The 16,406-nt window shown below is 66.9% G+C and carries 17 protein-coding genes and 1 pseudogene; 7 read left to right on the top strand and 11 right to left on the bottom strand.

Annotated features, from left to right (window positions below; all coding sequences use genetic code 11):
* Positions 1-68 precede the first annotated feature (68 nt).
* Positions 69-941 carry a DUF4062 domain-containing protein gene (locus ACLQ2O_RS31165; protein ID WP_425838505.1) on the bottom strand — a complete coding sequence of 291 codons (873 nt, stop codon included), beginning with the start codon at positions 939-941 and terminating at the stop codon, positions 69-71.
* Between the two features lie 403 nt (positions 942-1,344).
* Between ACLQ2O_RS31165 and ACLQ2O_RS31160 the strand changes: the two genes are divergently transcribed.
* The 3 genes from ACLQ2O_RS31160 to ACLQ2O_RS31150 all read left to right on the top strand — a co-directional run bounded on the left by ACLQ2O_RS31160 (position 1,345) and on the right by ACLQ2O_RS31150 (position 3,980).
* Positions 1,345-2,286 (top strand): zinc metalloprotease, encoded by a 942-nt coding sequence (locus ACLQ2O_RS31160; RefSeq protein WP_425838502.1) that lies wholly within the window; start codon positions 1,345-1,347, stop codon positions 2,284-2,286.
* A 93-nt stretch (positions 2,287-2,379) separates the two neighbouring features.
* Positions 2,380-2,763, top strand: a complete 384-nt coding sequence (locus tag ACLQ2O_RS31155; protein ID WP_425838499.1) for a hypothetical protein — start codon at positions 2,380-2,382, stop codon at positions 2,761-2,763.
* A gap of 77 nt (positions 2,764-2,840) precedes the next feature.
* A complete protein-coding gene (locus ACLQ2O_RS31150) occupies positions 2,841-3,980 on the top strand; it encodes a D-alanyl-D-alanine carboxypeptidase family protein (protein ID WP_425838496.1) in 1,140 nt (379 codons plus the stop codon).
* A gap of 196 nt (positions 3,981-4,176) precedes the next feature.
* Here ACLQ2O_RS31150 and ACLQ2O_RS31145 read toward each other — a convergent pair whose 3' ends face one another.
* Positions 4,177-5,298 carry a YihY/virulence factor BrkB family protein gene (locus ACLQ2O_RS31145; RefSeq protein ID WP_425838493.1) on the bottom strand — a complete coding sequence of 374 codons (1,122 nt, stop codon included), beginning with the start codon at positions 5,296-5,298 and terminating at the stop codon, positions 4,177-4,179.
* Positions 5,299-5,352: 54 nt separating this feature from the next.
* Positions 5,353-5,865, bottom strand: a complete 513-nt coding sequence (locus tag ACLQ2O_RS31140) for a 2'-5' RNA ligase family protein (RefSeq protein ID WP_425838490.1) — start codon at positions 5,863-5,865, stop codon at positions 5,353-5,355.
* Positions 5,866-6,056: 191 nt separating this feature from the next.
* Here ACLQ2O_RS31140 and ACLQ2O_RS31135 point away from each other — a divergent pair, with 191 nt between their 5' ends.
* A complete protein-coding gene (locus ACLQ2O_RS31135) occupies positions 6,057-6,608 on the top strand; it encodes an alpha/beta fold hydrolase (protein WP_425838487.1) in 552 nt (183 codons plus the stop codon).
* Between the two features lie 63 nt (positions 6,609-6,671).
* A pseudogene (locus tag ACLQ2O_RS31130) lies at positions 6,672-6,926 on the top strand (DUF6879 family protein); the annotation flags it as partial.
* 92 nt (positions 6,927-7,018) lie between these two features.
* Here ACLQ2O_RS31130 and ACLQ2O_RS31125 read toward each other — a convergent pair.
* The 3 genes from ACLQ2O_RS31125 to ACLQ2O_RS31115 form a co-directional block, all read right to left on the bottom strand.
* Positions 7,019-7,495 carry an Imm1 family immunity protein gene (locus ACLQ2O_RS31125; RefSeq protein WP_425838484.1) on the bottom strand — a complete coding sequence of 159 codons (477 nt, stop codon included), beginning with the start codon at positions 7,493-7,495 and terminating at the stop codon, positions 7,019-7,021.
* Positions 7,492-8,232 carry a DddA-like double-stranded DNA deaminase toxin gene (locus tag ACLQ2O_RS31120; protein ID WP_425838481.1) on the bottom strand — a complete coding sequence of 247 codons (741 nt, stop codon included), beginning with the start codon at positions 8,230-8,232 and terminating at the stop codon, positions 7,492-7,494. Before ACLQ2O_RS31120 ends, ACLQ2O_RS31125 begins: the two co-directional genes overlap by 4 nt.
* A 595-nt stretch (positions 8,233-8,827) precedes the next feature.
* Positions 8,828-9,052, bottom strand: a complete 225-nt coding sequence (locus ACLQ2O_RS31115) for a hypothetical protein (protein ID WP_425838478.1) — start codon at positions 9,050-9,052, stop codon at positions 8,828-8,830.
* 324 nt (positions 9,053-9,376) lie between these two features.
* Here ACLQ2O_RS31115 and ACLQ2O_RS31110 point away from each other — a divergent pair, with 324 nt between their 5' ends.
* Both ACLQ2O_RS31110 and ACLQ2O_RS31105 read left to right on the top strand, forming a co-directional pair.
* Positions 9,377-9,892, top strand: a complete 516-nt coding sequence (locus ACLQ2O_RS31110) for a hypothetical protein (RefSeq protein ID WP_425838475.1) — start codon at positions 9,377-9,379, stop codon at positions 9,890-9,892.
* Complete coding sequence (locus ACLQ2O_RS31105) at positions 9,889-10,350, top strand: NUDIX domain-containing protein (protein WP_425838472.1); 462 nt, start codon at positions 9,889-9,891, stop codon at positions 10,348-10,350. Before ACLQ2O_RS31110 ends, ACLQ2O_RS31105 begins: the two co-directional genes overlap by 4 nt.
* A gap of 290 nt (positions 10,351-10,640) precedes the next feature.
* Here the strand turns inward: ACLQ2O_RS31105 and ACLQ2O_RS31100 are convergent, their stop codons facing one another.
* From ACLQ2O_RS31100 to ngcE (ACLQ2O_RS31080), 5 genes are read right to left on the bottom strand one after another with little or no spacing between them, the layout of a single operon-like run.
* The gene (locus ACLQ2O_RS31100) at positions 10,641-11,669 is read right to left on the bottom strand and encodes an iron-siderophore ABC transporter substrate-binding protein (protein WP_425838469.1); all 1,029 of its coding nucleotides are present in this window, start codon (positions 11,667-11,669) and stop codon (positions 10,641-10,643) included.
* Between the two features lie 56 nt (positions 11,670-11,725).
* On the bottom strand, positions 11,726-13,072 hold the full coding sequence (ngcE, locus tag ACLQ2O_RS31095) for an N-acetylglucosamine/diacetylchitobiose ABC transporter substrate-binding protein (protein WP_425838466.1): 1,347 nt from the start codon (positions 13,070-13,072) through the stop codon (positions 11,726-11,728).
* 10 nt (positions 13,073-13,082) lie between these two features.
* A complete protein-coding gene (locus tag ACLQ2O_RS31090; protein ID WP_425838463.1) occupies positions 13,083-13,973 on the bottom strand; it encodes a carbohydrate ABC transporter permease in 891 nt (296 codons plus the stop codon).
* Positions 13,970-14,965 carry a carbohydrate ABC transporter permease gene (locus ACLQ2O_RS31085; protein ID WP_425838461.1) on the bottom strand — a complete coding sequence of 332 codons (996 nt, stop codon included), beginning with the start codon at positions 14,963-14,965 and terminating at the stop codon, positions 13,970-13,972. Before ACLQ2O_RS31085 ends, ACLQ2O_RS31090 begins: the two co-directional genes overlap by 4 nt.
* A 2-nt stretch (positions 14,966-14,967) precedes the next feature.
* Positions 14,968-16,386 (bottom strand): N-acetylglucosamine/diacetylchitobiose ABC transporter substrate-binding protein, encoded by a 1,419-nt coding sequence (gene ngcE, locus ACLQ2O_RS31080; protein WP_425838458.1) that lies wholly within the window; start codon positions 16,384-16,386, stop codon positions 14,968-14,970.
* Positions 16,387-16,406 lie beyond the last annotated feature (20 nt).

Below are 16,406 nucleotides of genomic sequence, written 5' to 3'. Positions count from 1 at the left end.
CACAAAGCCCACATTCCTCAGAGGGAAGATTGACGAGGAGGCTGTCCAGACAGGGACTGGGGAGTCAGCTACCGAGTCGCGACAGTCCACTCACCCACGCACGGAATCCCGCCCTCGGTCCAGCGGCCGTCGATCTTGACGGTACCCGCACCTTGGATCGGAATCAGAAGCCACTGCATCTCCGAGCGAGGGTGAACCGTCACCGGCCCATCCGGTCCATCGAAGTGAAAGAGACCCTCCTCGCCAGCCAACGATTTGACAGTGAAGGTTAAATCTTCAGCTGCAACGCTGGACTCATTCACAACAATCAGGTCATTAACTCTAGTTCGATACTTGGCTTTGCCGTTCCGATCTGTACCGGTGAGCTCGCGCTCCTGCCGATGACTCCATCGGAGTTGGGCCCCCACTCGCGAAGTACTCGCCAACTGCCCCGCCCAGCCATGCTCCGTAATATCGTGCTGCACTGCGTACTCAATCTGCCCCGCAAGATCAGCCGGGTCGCTGTACTCACCCAGAAGGCCCGCCTGCTGCAGTTCGCCCTTGAACGCTCGCAGGGCGGCAAGCTGATCCAAGTCCGCTTCGCGCGGGAGGGGCTCAGTCGAGAAGTACACGTGTACCGGCTTACCAGCCCCCACAGCGCGGCGAATCTCTTCGGCTGTGCCTGAGACGTCGACGCCGGTGCTCGACCCGAGCCTAGAGTCGAAGAAAGCAACGACTATGTCCGCTTGGTCTACTGCCTGCGCGTTGATCAGCGCCTGAGGACGACCACCCATCGCCGGGACCGCATGCCGTTCGTAGAGCCAGGGCATGAGAACTACGCCTTGCCTACGGCCGTGCTTGATGCTCCAGTCGTTCAGCGATTCGCGGACAGCAGCACGCTCCTCAGCTGCGTCGCCGGGTGATGCGACGACAACGAGAACGGAGTTCACCGGCTCTGGCATACGACCTCCCCTACCATGGCGCGCCCAGCCGCCATCCGCGGCGACCGTGCAGCACCACCGTAGCTGTTCTTGGTCGGGCAACAGATTGGCGAGACAGATGGGCCGGCGGTGCGGGGCCGAGAGGATCGTCTTGACCTCAGCCGGCCGCTTGCTGCAGGTCGGCGTGGGCCTTAGCCACTGACTGCGCTCCGAACTCTCTCTTTGTCCTTGTCCTTGTCCTTGGTTGTTGGTTCTTGTTCTTGTCTCTCCTGGATCTCTCTTCTTCTGTGTCTGTGGCGGGCTTTCCCTTTTAGCGGCGCAGTACTGCCGTGGCACTGGCGGGTCTTGGAGTGACCCGGGATGGTGCTGAAAATCGGGGGATTCGGCCGCACCGCCCAAGCGGCCCGATCTGGAGGAGCGCGTCATGCGATCTTTCGTCACCCGTCCCCGCGCGTTCGCCGTACTGCTGGCCGGTACGGCGCTCGTGTTCAGTCCGCTCGGCGGTCAGGCAGAAGCGAAGCTGCCGGCCGACGCGACCGGTACGCCGTGCTACAGCCCGGCCGAGGCGACCTCGGCGCGAGGTGGTCAGGAGGCCGACCACCGGGAGCTGAGCCTGGCCGAGCAGAAGTCCATCGACGCGCGGACCGCCGAGCTGGTCGCGGCCAAGCGGGCCCGCGGGCTGGCTCCGGCGCCCGGCAAGCTGGCCGCGGCGAGCGTGCCGGTCTACATCCACGTCATGCGCAGCAGCTCCGGCGCCGGTGACGTGACCGCGAGCCAGATCACCCAGCAGATCGCCGAGCTGAACCAGAACTTCGCCGGTGGCGAGTCGAGCGCGGCCGCGAACACCGGGTTCAGCTTCTACCTGGCCGGTACCTATCGGTACAACAACAACACCTGGCACACCGACGGCCAGAGCACGACGTACCGGTCGCAGACCCGCAAGGGCGGCAAGAACGCGCTCAACATCTGGCTGGTCAACTTCAGCTACCTCGGCATCGCCACCTTCCCGTGGGACTACTCCGGCAACCCGTCGATCGACGGGATCCGGGTGCAGTACAGCTCGCTGCCCGGCGGCTCGTCGACGAACTTCAACCTCGGCAAGACCGCGACCCACGAGGCCGGTCACTGGTTCGGGCTTTACCACACGTTCCAGGGCGGCTGCACGTCCACGAACGACTCGGTCTCCGACACCCCGGCGCAGGGCAGCGCGAGCAGCGGCTGCCCGACCGGCCGGAACTCGTGCTCGCTGCCCGGCGTGGACCCGATCCACAACTACATGGACTACTCCTACGACTCCTGCTACAACCAGTTCACGCCGGGCCAGAGCAGCCGGATCAGCAGCATGTGGACGGCGTACCGCGCCTGATGCCGACGGCCGCGGGCTTCCTCGTCGTACAACCTTTCGCCGGTACCGTCGCGTCAGGACGGGTAAGTGACCACCGAACGAAGGAGAAATGCCTTGAGGAAGTCCGCAGTCTTCGTGTCCGTCCTGGCCGCGAGCGCGCTGGCCGCCGTACCGGTCGCGGCGCACGCCGCTCCGGCCGCGGCGGGGACCACCCAGCCGTACACCCACCTCGTGACGGGCAAGACCTGGACCACGGGTGGCACGTACGTCGCCAAGGGCGGCGAGATCAAGCTCACGCTGAAGACGCTGCCCAAGGCGACCGACGTCTTCGTCGAGGAGTGCGAGAGCGCGGACCTGGGCGACGTCAAGACCTTCACCCCGCAGGCGAACAGCCAGGTCCTGGCCACGGGAGTGGCCAAGGGCACGTGCTTCGTGGTGCTCCTGAAGCCGCACGCGGGCACCGGCGACTACCAGGTCCGCGGGACGCTCGGCTACTGATCCGAGGGGCCCGTACGGCGCCTGATATGCCAACCTTCGCGTGACTGATGGCCTGGAGGTTGTCTAGAGTGCCGCCGATGCGTGTGCTCCTGACGGCGTGCGCGACCACCGTGATGCTGGTGGCCGGCCCGCTCACAGCGACCGCCGCCGCCCAGGGCTCCCGGAGCCCGGTCGGTGGCCTCCAGCTGACCTCGGAGTCGACGGTCGTCGCCGTCGGCGCGACCCCGCCTGCGGTGCAGGCGGGGTCGTTCGTCGTCGCCGACCTCGACACCGGGCGGGTACTGGCCGCCAAGGCGCCGCACGCGAAGCTGCGGCCGGCCAGCACGCTGAAGACGCTGACGGCGCTGGTGCTGCTGCCGCGGCTGAACAAGGCCGACGTCGTGGTCGGGTCGGACCGCGACGCGGGGATCGAGGGCAGCAAGGTCGGGGTGTACCCGGGGCTGCGGTACTCGGTCGATCTGCTGTTCCAGGGGATGTTCCTGGCGTCCGGGAACGATGCCGTGCACGCGCTGGCCGAGCACGACCAGGGCGGGACCGCGGCGACCATCGACCGGATGAACAAGAAGGCCACCGAGATCGGTGCGCTCGACACGCACGTGACGGACCCGACGGGGCTGGACGCGGACGGGCAGGTGTCCTCGGCGTACGACCTGGCGCTGTTCGCGCAGGCCGGGCTGGGGCGGCCGGACTTCGCGAAGTACGCGTCGACGAAGTACACGAACTTTCCGCTGGCCAAGGCGGGGACCTACCAGGTCGCGAACCAGAACAAGCTGCTGTTCAACTACGACGGCGCGCTGGGGATCAAGACCGGCTACACAACGCTGGCCCGCAACACGTTCATCGGCGCCGCTCGGCGCGGCGGGCACACGCTGGTCGTCACGTTGATGAACGCCCCGCACGGCATCACCGAGGACGCCACGAGGCTGCTCGACTGGTCCTTCAGCCACTACACGGCGCTCAGCCCGGTCGGCACGCTGGTCAGGCCGGCGACGGCGGCCAAGACCGGCCCCAACGTGTCGAAGAAGTCCGCCGCCGGTACGCCGCTGCCGAAGCGTACGCAAGCGGCTCTGATGCCGGCCCTGGCCGTGCAGTCGCTGGCGTTGAGGATCCCGTCCTGGGCGTACGCCGCGCCGCTGTTCCTGCTGCTGGCCCTCTTCCTGCGCAGACCCAGAGCGCTGAAAATCCACACCAAGCGACGCAGGAGCAGAAGGCACTAGCTGCCGAGCACGTGGTTCAGGGAGGGGGGCGCCGTCCCGGCCGCTGCCTCCGGCGCGGGAGCACGGCGGCGCGGGGCTGCCGTACGCATGCGTCCGACGAAGCCGCATGCGTCCGACGAAGCCGAGGCTATAGCGCACCCTTCTTCGGACGCACGCGAGTTCTTCGGACGCTGCGCTGCGGAGATCGGCGCCCGCGTCAGCGGCGGAGGGAGCGGGCTGCTTTGGCCAGCTGGAGTGTGATGGCGGAGGCTGTGACGCCCAGGAGGGCGCCGGCGGCTACTGCGACCGTGTCGGCCTTGCGGGCGGGGATGGGGACGACCTTGAACTTCTTGCCGGGTGGGCCGGGCAGGAAGCCGTTCTCGTCGGGCTCGGGGTTGGTGGAGCCGTTCGTACGGCGGCGCGGGACGACCTGCTCGGTCTCGAACGGCATCGCGGCGCGGGCCGCCTCCTCGGCCTCGCCGGTGTGCCAGCGGTGGTCGAGCGTGGCTTCCTTGGTCCAGGCGGCGATCAGCATGATCACCCGGGTCATCAGGTAGATCCACACCAGCAGCGCCAGCGGCAGCGCGAGCGCGCCGTACGCCGCGTTGTTGCCGATCACGTTCTTCACGTAGGCGTTCCCGAGCCTCTGGGCGGCGAAGAACACGATGCCGCCGGCAACTGCCGCGATCAGCGCGACCTTGCGGGGCAGGATGATCCGCGGCATCGCCGTCTGCAGGTACAGGAACAGCACCGCGCCGGCCGCGATGCCGACCACCACGCTGATCAGGCCGAGGCCCCAGTGCGCCAGCCAGGTGCCGTCCAGCTGGACCCACTCCACGATCTTCTCCGACAGCCCGGACAGCACCGACGAGGCCAGCGTGGCGAAGACACCGATCAGCCCGAGACCGACCAGGGCGCCGAGGTCGGTCGCCTTCAGCTTGATCGCGTTGCCCGGCTGGTCGTCCAGCTCGTGCATCGACCGGATCGAGGCGCGCAACGAGTCGATCCAGCCGAGGCCGGTGAGCAGCAGCGAGACGCCGGAGATCAGCCCGATGGTGCCCGCGTTGGCGATCAGCGAGTCGATGTCGATCTGGTCGCCGATGCCCGGCAGGTTCTTCGCCAGGGCCTTCTTCATCACGTCGATCGCTTTCGGCGGCAGCAACTTCCCGACGACGGCCGCGGCCAGCACGATCAGCGGGAACATCGACAGGAACCCGAAGAAGCTCGTTGCCCCGGCCAACCGGTTGCCGCGACGGTCGCCGTACCGCTTCCAGGCCCGCCACAGCTGCGTGCGGCTGAACCGCGCCCAGACCGCCTTGCCCCGTTCCTTGACGCCCATTGCTCTCCTGTACCCGTCCTGCCGGCCTGTACGCCGTACAGCCTGGCAGGTGGTTCAGCCCTTGAGCGGGAAGGCGCGCTGCGGGCGCCAGACGCCGTCGGCGCCGTGCTCGTACCGGCTGAACGCGGACACGTCGAAGGCGCAGTCGTAGTCCGCGAGCGTGTCGTACGCGCGGTCCAGCGACTCCTTGTCGAGGTCGTGCGCGACCGTCACGTGCGGGTGGTACGGGAAGCGCAGGTCGACCGCGAGCGGGCCGGAACGGACCTGCGACTGCAGAACCTCGCAGGAGGAGATGCCTTCGGCGAGCGTGACGAAGACCACGGGTGAGATCGGGCGGAACGTCGCCGTCCCGCGCAGACGGATCCGGAAGCTCGGGAACCGCGCGGCGAGCTCGAGCAGGTGCTCGTCGATCCGCGCGAGGTCCTCGTCGGGGACCTCGGTCGGCGGGAGCAGGGTCACGTGGGTCGGGATCGAGCTGGCCATCGGGTCGCCGAAGTCGGCCCGGTACTTCTGCAGCTCCGAGCCGAAGGGTTCGGCGATCGGAATCGCGACACCGATCGTCGCCATCCGCCTACCGCCCCGACGCCTGGGCGGCGGTGGGGTGCGCGGGAGTGAGGTCGAGGACGGCTGCTGGCATACCTCGATTCTGACACCGCTCCGGGTCTGAGCCGTAGCCGGGACGGTGTCTGATTGCTCATAGTAATTGGGTTATGAGCTGGCTACAGGCTGGTGGGCCTGTGTGGTCGTAGGGTCGGGGGATGAGTTCTCGTCAGGCTGTGGTGGTTCCCGGTGGGGAGTACGGGCCTCAGGGGCCGTTGCTGATGTTTGCGGGGGAGGCCGCTGAGCGGCGGGGGGCGACGGTTCATCCGGTGGAGTGGCAGAACCGGGAGGCTGCGGCGACGCTGACCGAGGGGCAGTTGCTGGCGTGGGTGATCGGGCAGGTGTCGCCGCATCTTCCGGTCGGGGTTGCCGGGTCCGGGCTGTTGCTGATCGGGAAGTCGCTGGGGACGCATGCGGCGGCGCTGGCGGCCGAGCGCGGGCATCCCGCGGTGTGGCTGACGCCGTTGCTGAAGCGCAGGCAGGTTGTGGAAGCTCTGGAGCGCTCCAGAGCGCCGTTCCTGCTGGTGGGCGGGACCAACGACCCGCTGTGGGACGGCGACGTGGCGCGGCAGTTGACGCCGTACGTACTGGAGGTCCCGGAAGCCGACCACGGGATGTACGTCCCGGGCCGGCTCGCGGCGTCTGCCGAGGTGCTTGGCCAGGTGGCTACCGCTGTTGAGAACTTCCTCGACGAGGTGGTCTGGGTCTAGGCCGTTCAGTAACTTCTCGCAACATCGCTAACACGCGACACTGGGGAACCCCAGACTGAGCGACGCAGGTCTGATCATGTGGCAAACGGGCGAGCCGTACGGCGAGCAAAGATCGTCTCCGAACCGCTGAGTGACTATCAGCGCTGGGCGTACCCCCTGGTCGGCCCGATGGTCGACGCCGCCGAAGACATCCGGCGGACGAGGTCAAGGTTCGAGCGGATCGGATTCTCCGCCCAGCTCGGCCCGAGGCCTTCAGCCCAGGCGTGGTCAGCTTCTGCAACGCTTCCCACTGCCGGGTACCAGAGACTCTTCCGGTAGTCATGGTCCCCAAGCATGATCTCAACGGGGACGTTCTCCGCGCTGCGAAGCTCCAGATAGGCGGAGAGTAGATCGCGAGCGAAACCCCTCAGTCAGAGGTCACCGAAACCGTCGTCCTCCTCCTGCCCCAATGCCTCGTCAGGCCAGGAAGCCCAGCGTGCGCCATTGGGGCGGTACTCGGCTCCAGCCGCCAGGAAGTCTGTGATCACCGCGACGAGGACGTCTAGGCCGACCAGTGAGTCCGCGGGGAACAGTTCTTCGTGTCCCATGTACTGATAGCTGACTGGGTCCGGTCCGTCCTGGGCGCCGACGGCATACCAGGCGTCTAGGCCGTTGACGTAGCGGATGCTGCCGAGTTTGCGGTTCGGCAGGATACCGAAGCGTAATTCGTGGTCGGGTACGCCGATCTCGTGGCGGGGCCGTTCCGCGATGTAGAGCGCGGCGGTCGAGTTCTCAACGGGCTGTCGCAGCATGACGTCGACGAGCGCTTGGGCATCCTCGGCGGTAGTGATCACAACGGGGTTGTCGTCGTGCCCGTGTTGGTAGTACGCCCTTGCCGTGAAGCTCATGTCTCATCCCTTCCCGTGAATGTCCATGGTCCGCCGCCGGGCCAGTGAACGGTGAGTTCCGCACCCTTGGGCAGAAAGGTCTCGATCCACTCCGGGCAACTTGCTTCGCCCTCGCAGGGGCGATTGTTGATGTAGATGGTCTCATCGCGTAGTCCTCGCTCTCGCATGAAGAGGGCAAACTTGATCTCGACGTGCGAGGTGTTGCTCATTGGCCTCAGGCCAAGCCGCCGCGCGTGCTGGTCGGCCAGTTGTTGGTAGCGGCCGCGACCGCTGGCCAGCGGCTTCTCTTCACCATCGGGCGCCTTCCAGAAGCCTCGAGTCTTGCCGGAGTCGTTCTCGCGGACTGGCAAGCGACGGATGACATCTTGTGCGTCCGGCTCGCCGCCGTCTTCTGGTGGACGAGGAACTGACGGACCTTGCACGGGGTCCGGACCCTTTGAGGGACGCGACTGGCCCGCCGGCCCACGCTCCGGCACCGTGGGACCTTTCGGGCGCCCGACTCCCCCACCTCCCACTCCCGCTGACCCGCCGCTCGCGTTGCTCACCATCTGCACGGCCCAGTCCCTGCCGCGCTGCCATGCGATCTCGCAGAAGTGGGCCGCCTCCTCGCAGTCCTTCGCGGCGGCATCAAGCTGGAGCGCCGCTGCCTGTAGTACCGCGCTTCCGCTCGACAGGCCACCGACGTATCCGGCCACCTCACGACTCCGGCGGGCTCGCTCGTGCAGGGCCGCGACCACCCGAGGCATCATGTCCAGGCATGCCGCTAGGTCTCCGGCGACTCGCTGCAACTCGGACGGCATCGGCAGCTAGATCTGCTGGCGTACTGCCCGCACTTGTGGGACGCGATCTGCAGTGAGTCACCGCTGAGGCGAGCGATTTCGATGCAGCGTCCAGCACCTCGGCGATGTCGCGATCGGCGCCGGTCGCCGAGCCTTGAATCAGAGCGAGTACCTGCTGGCTGGCCTGGCTGAACTTGTTTTGGAAACCACCGAGGCTGGCGGCTCCCTGGTTCGCGTCCTGGGCGACCGCGTGTAGCTGCCCGCGCAGTTGTTCGACTACCGACATTCCCCGCTCCTCACTACTGAAGATGCTGTTAGGTGAGCGGCCCCGACCTACAGGGCGAAGCCGGGGCCGCTCTTTCGCCTGGACGCCGTACGCGCAGGGACTGGCGTCAGGTGGTGACGACCCGCAGTCCTGCTGGGTCGTCGCTTCCGCCGCGAGGCATGGCAGCTCGGTGGGCGGAAGGTTGGAAGGCGAGACGTACGCGGACGCGCATGAATCAGCGCGTACGCCCCGCCGGTCTTTGGGAGTGGGTATGGCGGCACTCCGGGCCTACTCATCGTCAAGCCACCTCGTCCCGACGACATCGCGGTGGTAGCCCTTGTGATAGCCGATGACACATGCGCGGCCGGTCGCCGGATTCGCGCCTTCGCACGGTTGAGTGCCGTCCGAAAACCGCAGTACCGGCCATGCCTGCGCGTCGCCTTCGGCTGCGGGCTGCTCATCCGCGTCGCCCCGCCAAGCGCTCTTGCGCTCGCCGCCACCGCAGTTGGTCATGCAATGAGATTCCCGCGAGTGGCCGGACGACGACACTGCGTCAAGGGACGCGTACTGGACGTCTTATGCTGAAAAGACGTCCCATAGGAGTGAGTATGCGTAACGAGCGACTACGAGCCACGATGACGGCCCGAGGCATGACGTCCCAGGCTCTGGCAGAGAAGACGGGCGTCGACGCCAAGACCGTCGAGCGCTGGATCAGTACCGGACGGGTGCCGTATGTACGGGCCGCCGTCGCTGCTGCTGGCGTGTTGGAGGAAGACCCCGTGTATCTCTGGCCGACACTTCATCGCGGGCGCTCAGCGCGCGCGCTCTCGTCCGAGGTTGTGGCTGTCCACGAGCAGCGCTCTCAGATCTCCCCCCGCCCAGTGGAAGAGCTTCTTCGACTCGGGCAACAACCACATAGACATCCTTGTCTATGCAGCCGTCTTCCTGCACGAGCAGATCCTCGGCTTCAACGATCTCCTCATCAGCAAGGCAAAGGCTGGGTGCCAGATTCGGATTGCCCTGGGTGACGCGCATTCAGCGAACGTTCGAGCACGCGGCCTCGAAGAGAAGTTTGGTCACGGCATCGAGACGCGATGCGAGCTCGCTCTCATCCACTACCGACCCGTCATCGGGACGAAGAACATCGAGGTCCGAACCCATGGGACGACCCTCTACAACTCCATCTACCGCGCCGACGACGAGATGTTCGTGAACGCCCACATCTTCGGAGTCAACGCATTCTCCGCACCGCTCTGGCACTACCGGAAAGCGGCGACCGGCACGCTGATCGCCAGCTATCAAGAATCCTTCGACACTGTTTGGGAAACTGCGAAGGTGGTCGGCGACGAATGAGGAAAGATTTCTACAACGACCCGGACGCCCCGATGCCGAACTCGCTGGTCGTGGCCGCGTCGGCCGTCATCGAAGAGTCGGGGAAAGTCCTCATGGTTCGCCGCTCGGACTCGGGCAACTGGGCGCTTCCCGGTGGGCGGCTGGAGCTGGGTGAATCGCTGGCCGCGTGCGCTCGCCGGGAGGTCTTGGAGGAAACCGGCCTCACCGTAGAAGTCACGGGCATCGTGGGCATCTATAGCGACCCCAACCATGTTATCCAATACTCGGACGGCGAGGTTCGGCAGCAGTTCAATGTCTGTCTCACCGCCCGTCGGACCGCCGGCCAAGCGAAGGTTGGCGACGCGGAATCCACCTCGGTCGGGTACTTCTCCTCCGCCGAGATCGAAAGCCTGTCACTGCATCCGACTCAGCAAATCCGCCTGCGCGACTACTTCTGCGGCAACCTCAGCTTGCTTTGAAACTCTCCACTGCGAGGCGTGTTTGACACGATCTCAGCCACACGCAAGCAGCCTTCGAGTACTGGACCGAGTTCCTCGGGGCACACCGAACGATCTGGACGAGACGATCGCGGCGCGAAGGGCACGGCAGTCAGTTCTGCACGAGGGGCACGAACGTTCGCGATCTGCACTCGTCTGATCCCCAGAACAACCCACCGCAACTGTTAATCTGTTCTTCTCTCTGTTCTTCTCTCTGTTCTTCTCTCTGTTCTTCTCTCTGTTCTTCTCTCTGTTCTTCTCTCTGTTCTTCTCTAGGCCGTCGTCGCGGGGTCGCCGTCGACCGCGGCCTTCAGCTTGGGGACGAGCTGGTCGAGCACGGTCGGCAGGCTGAGGACCGAGACGAAGCTGGTCGCGCCGTACAGCGGGTCGTCGTAGTTCTCCTCGACGAAGACGTCGCGGCCCTGGGTGCGCACCGGCAGGTTCTTGTACAACGGGTCGCTCTGCAGCTTCGCGGTGCCACCCTTGGTCGGGAACCAGACCAGCGCCTGCTGGTCGAGCAGCTTGATCTGTTCCTTGCTGATGTTGGCGCCGAACTTGTCGCCGATCAGACCGTCCAGGCCGCTCGGCAGCGTGAAGCCCAGGTCGGTCAGCAGCCGCGAGCGCGGGTCCTGGCTGCCGTAGATGAAGTACCCCTCGTACGGCGTCGCCATCAGCGCCGGCTTGTCCTTGAACTCGGGGTGCTCGGAGCGCACGGTCGCGAAGCGCGTCTCGATGCCCTTGACCAGCTCGTCGGCCTGCTTCGGCTTGCCGACCGCCTGGCCGACCGTGCGGGCCACGTCCTGCCAGGCCACGCCGTAGTCCGGTACGCCGGGCAGCTGCGCCACCGTCGGGGCGATCGCGGTCAGCTTCTTGTAGTCGTCAGCGGTGATGCCGGAGTACAGCCCGATGATCAGGTCCGGCCGCAGCGCGGCGACCTTCTCGAACTGGATGCCGTCCTTGTCGCTCAGCACGGTCGGCACCGGCCGGTCGCCGAGCTTGTCCTTGGCCCACGGGAACAGCGCGCCAGGCTTCTCGCCGAACCACTCGGTGGTACCGACCGGCGCGACGTCGAGCGCGAGCAGCGCGTCCTGCTCGATCAGGCCGACCGAGACGACCCGCTGCGGCGCGGCCTTGACCTCGGTGGTGCCGAACTTGTTCTTGATCGACACCGGGAAGGCGCCGGCCTCGGAACCGGCCGACGGCCCGCTCTGCGCGGCGGGCTCGTCGGAGCCGGACCCGCAGGCGGCGAGAGCGAACGGGACGACGGCCAGCACCGCGAGCGGTCGCAGGAGGGAGCGCATGAAGACCTCACAGAAGGACAGGAAGTACTTAGGTTGCCCTTACCTTACGAGGTCCGTCAGTCCCGGTGGTACTTGGTGACGGATTTGTCCTGCTTCACCTGGTCGGCCGCTGCCTGCAGGCGGGCGGTCCACTCGTCGGCGCGGAAGGCGCCGGCCAGGAACTGGCCGGTCAGGTCCCCGGCGGCCTTGCCCAGCGTCGGGTACCAGTCGGCGAAGTACCAGCTGATCGCCTGGTCCCCCGCGGCCGTCAGCAGGTCCCGCGCCGAGCGCAGCGCCGTACTGATCTCCTGCCCGTCAGCAGCACCCCGTACGACGGTCAGCCGGTTGGCCTCCTTGGTCACCTGCCCGGCGACCTCGCGCGACAGCATCGCCCGCAGGTACTCGAGCCCGCCCGAGGCGTTCGGCCCCTGCTGCGGCACCAGCAGCGGCGAGCCCGGCGCCACGTGCACGCCCCGCGGCAGCGCCGGCGACCCGTCCAGCGGCGGCAGCGTGAACATGGTCAGCCCGAAGCCGGCCGGGATGGCCGGCTTCATCTCGTTCTCCAGCCAGTTCCCGCACGGCAGCAGCCCGGCCTTCGACTGCAGCAGCCGGGTCTGGGAGGCGGTGTGGTCGAGCTCGGCGGTCCCGGTCGCGATCAGCCCGCGCTTGGCGAGCTCACCGAAGGCGGTGATCGCCCGAGTGACGCTCTTGTCCTTCCAGGCGCCGTCCTCGAGGTTGTCGATCCGCTGGGCGACCTCGTGCCCGCCGGTCTTCACCGCGAGCGTCATGACGGCTTCGAACACGTAGTACGGGTGCGCTCCGGCGTACGTGAAGGGCCCGAGCCCGGCGGCCCGCATCTCGGCGCCCAGCGCGAGCAGCTCGGGCCAGGTGCGCGGCACGTCCCAGTTGCGCTGCTGGAAGAGCCGGGCGGAGTACCAGAGGCCGTAGACGTCGACCAGATAGTTCAGCGAGCGCAGCGTTCCGTCGTACCGGCCGTAGTCGAGCAGGCCGGGCAGTACGACGTCCTTGACCTTCGCGTCCTGGTTCTCCCAGGAGGGCGCGTCCAGCAGCGGCCCGAGATCGGCCAGGTGCCCGTCGGCGACCAGGCGGCTCACGGTCAGCGCCTTGTCCCCGGTGTTCAGTACGACGTCCGGCGGGCTGCCCGCGGCGAACCGCGACTGCAGCAGGTCCCGCAGCTGCTTGGTCGGCGTGACGGTGACGACCGCCTGTTCGTACTTGGTCCGGTACTGCGGCGCGCCGAAGCCGCCGTACTCCTCGGCGACGACCACCTCGAGCGGCCGATCGGCGACCACACCGAACGGATTGTCCTGCGTCTGGGCCGGTCCGCTGGGCTTCCCGGTCGAGCAACCGGCCAGCAGGGCGCTCGTGAGAGCGCCCTGCAGTACCGTACGCCGCTTCAGCACGACCCGAAGGCTACTTCACGCCTCCGGCGGTCACGGAGACCTGCAGCTGGCGCTGGAAGATGATGTAGACGACCAGCACCGGCGCCACCGTGATCACCACGGCCGCGAACAGGGCACCGAAGTCCACCGCGTAGCCGGCCTGCGACGCGAACGACGCCATGCCCTGGGAGAGCACGTAGTTGTTCGAGTCGGTGTTCAGGGCGACCGGGAGCAGGAACTGGTTCCACAGCCCCAGGAAGTTGAAGATCGCGACCGACGCCATGCCCGGCCGCGCCATCGGCAGCATCACCGAGAAGAACGTGCGCCACTCCCCGGCGCCGTCGATCTGCGCCGCCTCGTAGATCTCACCCGGCAGCGCCTTGAAGAAGCTGTGCAGGAAGAAGACCGTGAACGGCAGCGCGAACGCGACGTAGGTGATGATCAGCCCTGGCAGGGTGTTCAGCAGTGCGAGGTTCTTCAGCACGAAGAACAGCGGCACGATCGCCAGGAAGACCGGGAACGTCAGACCGGCCAGCATGCTGTAGTAGATCAGCCGGTTGCCGGGGAACGTGAACCTGGCCAGCACGTATGCGCACATGGCGCCGAGGACCATCACCAGCACCAGCGCGACGCCCACGACGATCACCGTGTTCGCGAAGTAGCGGCCGATCCCGGCCGTCGTCCAGGCGTTCGCGTAGTTCTCGAACCGCAGCTTGCCCGGCAGCGACAGCGGGTTGCCCAGGACCTCCTGCGTCGACTTGAACGAGGACAGCACGGTCCACACCAGCGGCAGGATCACCAGCAGCGACCACAGGATCAGCGCGATGTGGGCGGCGGTGGCCACGCCTCTGCCCTCCGGGGCCCGTTGGCGGGGCACGCGGGCACCGGCCATGACGCGCCGGTCGGCGGTGGTTGTGGTCATCGGCGTTTCACCTTCCGCTCACGTCCGCCGGTCAGGGCGTTCACCGTGAACACCAGGAGCGCGAACAGCATCGTCACCGCGGCCAGGATCACGCCCATCGCCGTCGAGTAGCCGAACTGGCCCTTGGTGAAGGCCGTGGTGAACAGTTGCTGGGGCATCACGAGGGTCGAGTTCTGCGGCCCGCCGCCGGGGTTCAGCGCCTGCATGTAGACGAAGGCGTCCAGGGCGGCGATGCCGAGGTAGATGTACGCCGTCTGCACGTTGTCGCGGATCAGCGGCACCGTGATGGAGACCGCGGTCCGGAACCGGCCGGCGCCGTCGATCCGGGCCGCCTCGAAGATCTCCGGCTCGATGCCCCGGATGGCGGCGATGAACAGCACCATGTAGAAGCCGACGAAGCCCCAGATCATCACGAACATCGAGGCCGGCATCGCGGTCCGCGCGTCACCGAGCCAGGCGTAGTTCTCGAACCCGTGCAGCCCGATCTTCGACAGCACCGCGTCCAGCACGCCCGAGCCCGGAGTGAACACCTGGGCCCAGATCAGTCCGATCACGATCGCCGGGATCACGTACGGGAAGAACGAGACGATCCGGTAGAACCCGGCGTTGCGCAGTCCCCGGACGGTCCCGGTGCCCGAGCCGCCGACGGTCACGAGCGTGGCCAGCGTCAGCGCCAGCACGATCGTCACGACCGGTACGACGATCGCGAGCAGGACGTTGTTGCGCACGGCCTTGAGGAAGATGTCGTCGTGGAACAGCTTCACGTAGTTGTCGAAGCCGACGAAGTTCATCCCCGAGCTGAACCCGGACCAGTCGGTCAACGAGTACCACAGCGCCTGCACGAACGGCGAGACCACGAAGATCACGAAGACCGCCAGCGGCAGGCCGAGAAACACGACCATGAAGCTGGCGCGGTCGAACGTCAGCGGCCGGCGGCGCCGCCGGACGGCGGGCCGGTGAGGCCCGCCGTCCGGCACGACATCTGGCGTCATGGTCACTTGGTGACCGGGATCTTCTTGACGGAGCTGTCGTTGCGCACCTTGTCCGTGATCTGCTGCAGGCCCTTGGTCAGGCCGGCCGCGTCGGTCTGACCGGACAGGAACGAGTTCCAGACCACGAGGTTGTCGGTGTTCATCCCGTACAGGGTGACGAACTGGTAGTCGAAGATGTTCGTACCGGCCGCGTCCAGCATCGCGGTCTGCGACTGCAGCGCGGTCGAGCCGAACCCGTCGGCCGGGACCAGGCCCTTGACGATGGTCGGCGCGAGCCGGGTCTTGGCGAAGTTGGTCGCCGCGTCCTTGGACAGCATCGCCCGCAGGAGCTCCTTGCCGCCGGCAACGTTCTTGCCCTTGGCCGGGACGATGAACGGCTCGCCGGCCGCGCTGCGCAGCGACTCGTACGGCAGCTTCGGGCTGGCCGTCAGCGTCGGCTCCGGGATGCCCTTCATCTGGAACCCGCTCTTGGTGGCCTTCTTCATCTCGTTCTCGATCCACGAGCCCGAGGGGTAGAGCACGGCCTGCTGGTCGTTGCTCCACTTGGCCTGCGCGGCGGTGAACTGGGTGCCGGCGCCGCCGGGCACGAAGTAGCCGCTCTTGACCATCGTCTCCAGGGCCTTGAACACGGCCTGGATCTGCGGCTTGGACCAGCAGTCGCCCTCGAGGTTCTCCAGCGGCAGCCGGACGTCGTCGCCACCCTCCTTGATCGCCGAGTCGACGGCCATCGTGTGGTAGTAGGTGGCGGCTTCCTTGCCCCAGACGAACAGGTACTTGCCCTTGGCCTTGGCCTTGGCGCCGAGGTCGAGCAGCGCGTCGTAGGTCTTCGGCGGCTCCCAGCCGTTCTCCTTGAACAGCGCCTCGGAGTACCACAGGCCGTAGAGCGTGAGCACGTAGTTCATCGCGACGAACTTGCCGTCGTAGGTGCCGGGAACCTTGGCACCGGGGTACAGCGTGTCGGCGATCTTCGTGCCCTCGTAGTTGTTGGCCTCGAAGACGTCGTCCAGCGGCGCCAGCTGGTCCAGGATCGTGTTGAAGCCGATCTGGTTCGCGCCGGAGTTGTCGATCAGGTCCGGCGGGTTGCCGCCGACGAAGCGCGGCTGCAGCTGCTGGGCGATCTGGGTGGACGGCGCGACCTTGAAGGCCGAGCCGGCGAACTTCTTCTGCGCGATGTCGGCCGCGAACTGCACGTAGTCGTAACCGTAGCCGCCGTTGAAGATCACCGCGTCGACGGTGGCCTTGTCCGCCAGGCCGAACGGGTTGTCCGCGGTCTTGTCCGCGTCACTGCCGCCGGACCCGGTGTCGTCACTGCCGCTGCCGGCGCAGGCCGCCAGCAGCGTGCTGCCGCCGGTGGCCAGCAGGGTGCCGACCGCCGCGCGCTGCAGGAACAGCCGCCGCGACACTTTGTTGGGAGTACTCATGGTCCCGCCTTCCGAGAGTG

The organism is Kribbella sp. DT2 (assembly GCF_049844575.1).
Classification (GTDB): domain Bacteria; phylum Actinomycetota; class Actinomycetes; order Propionibacteriales; family Kribbellaceae; genus Kribbella.
The sequence above is the reverse complement of the archived record's forward strand: the minus strand, read 5'-3'. Positions and strand labels throughout refer to the sequence as shown.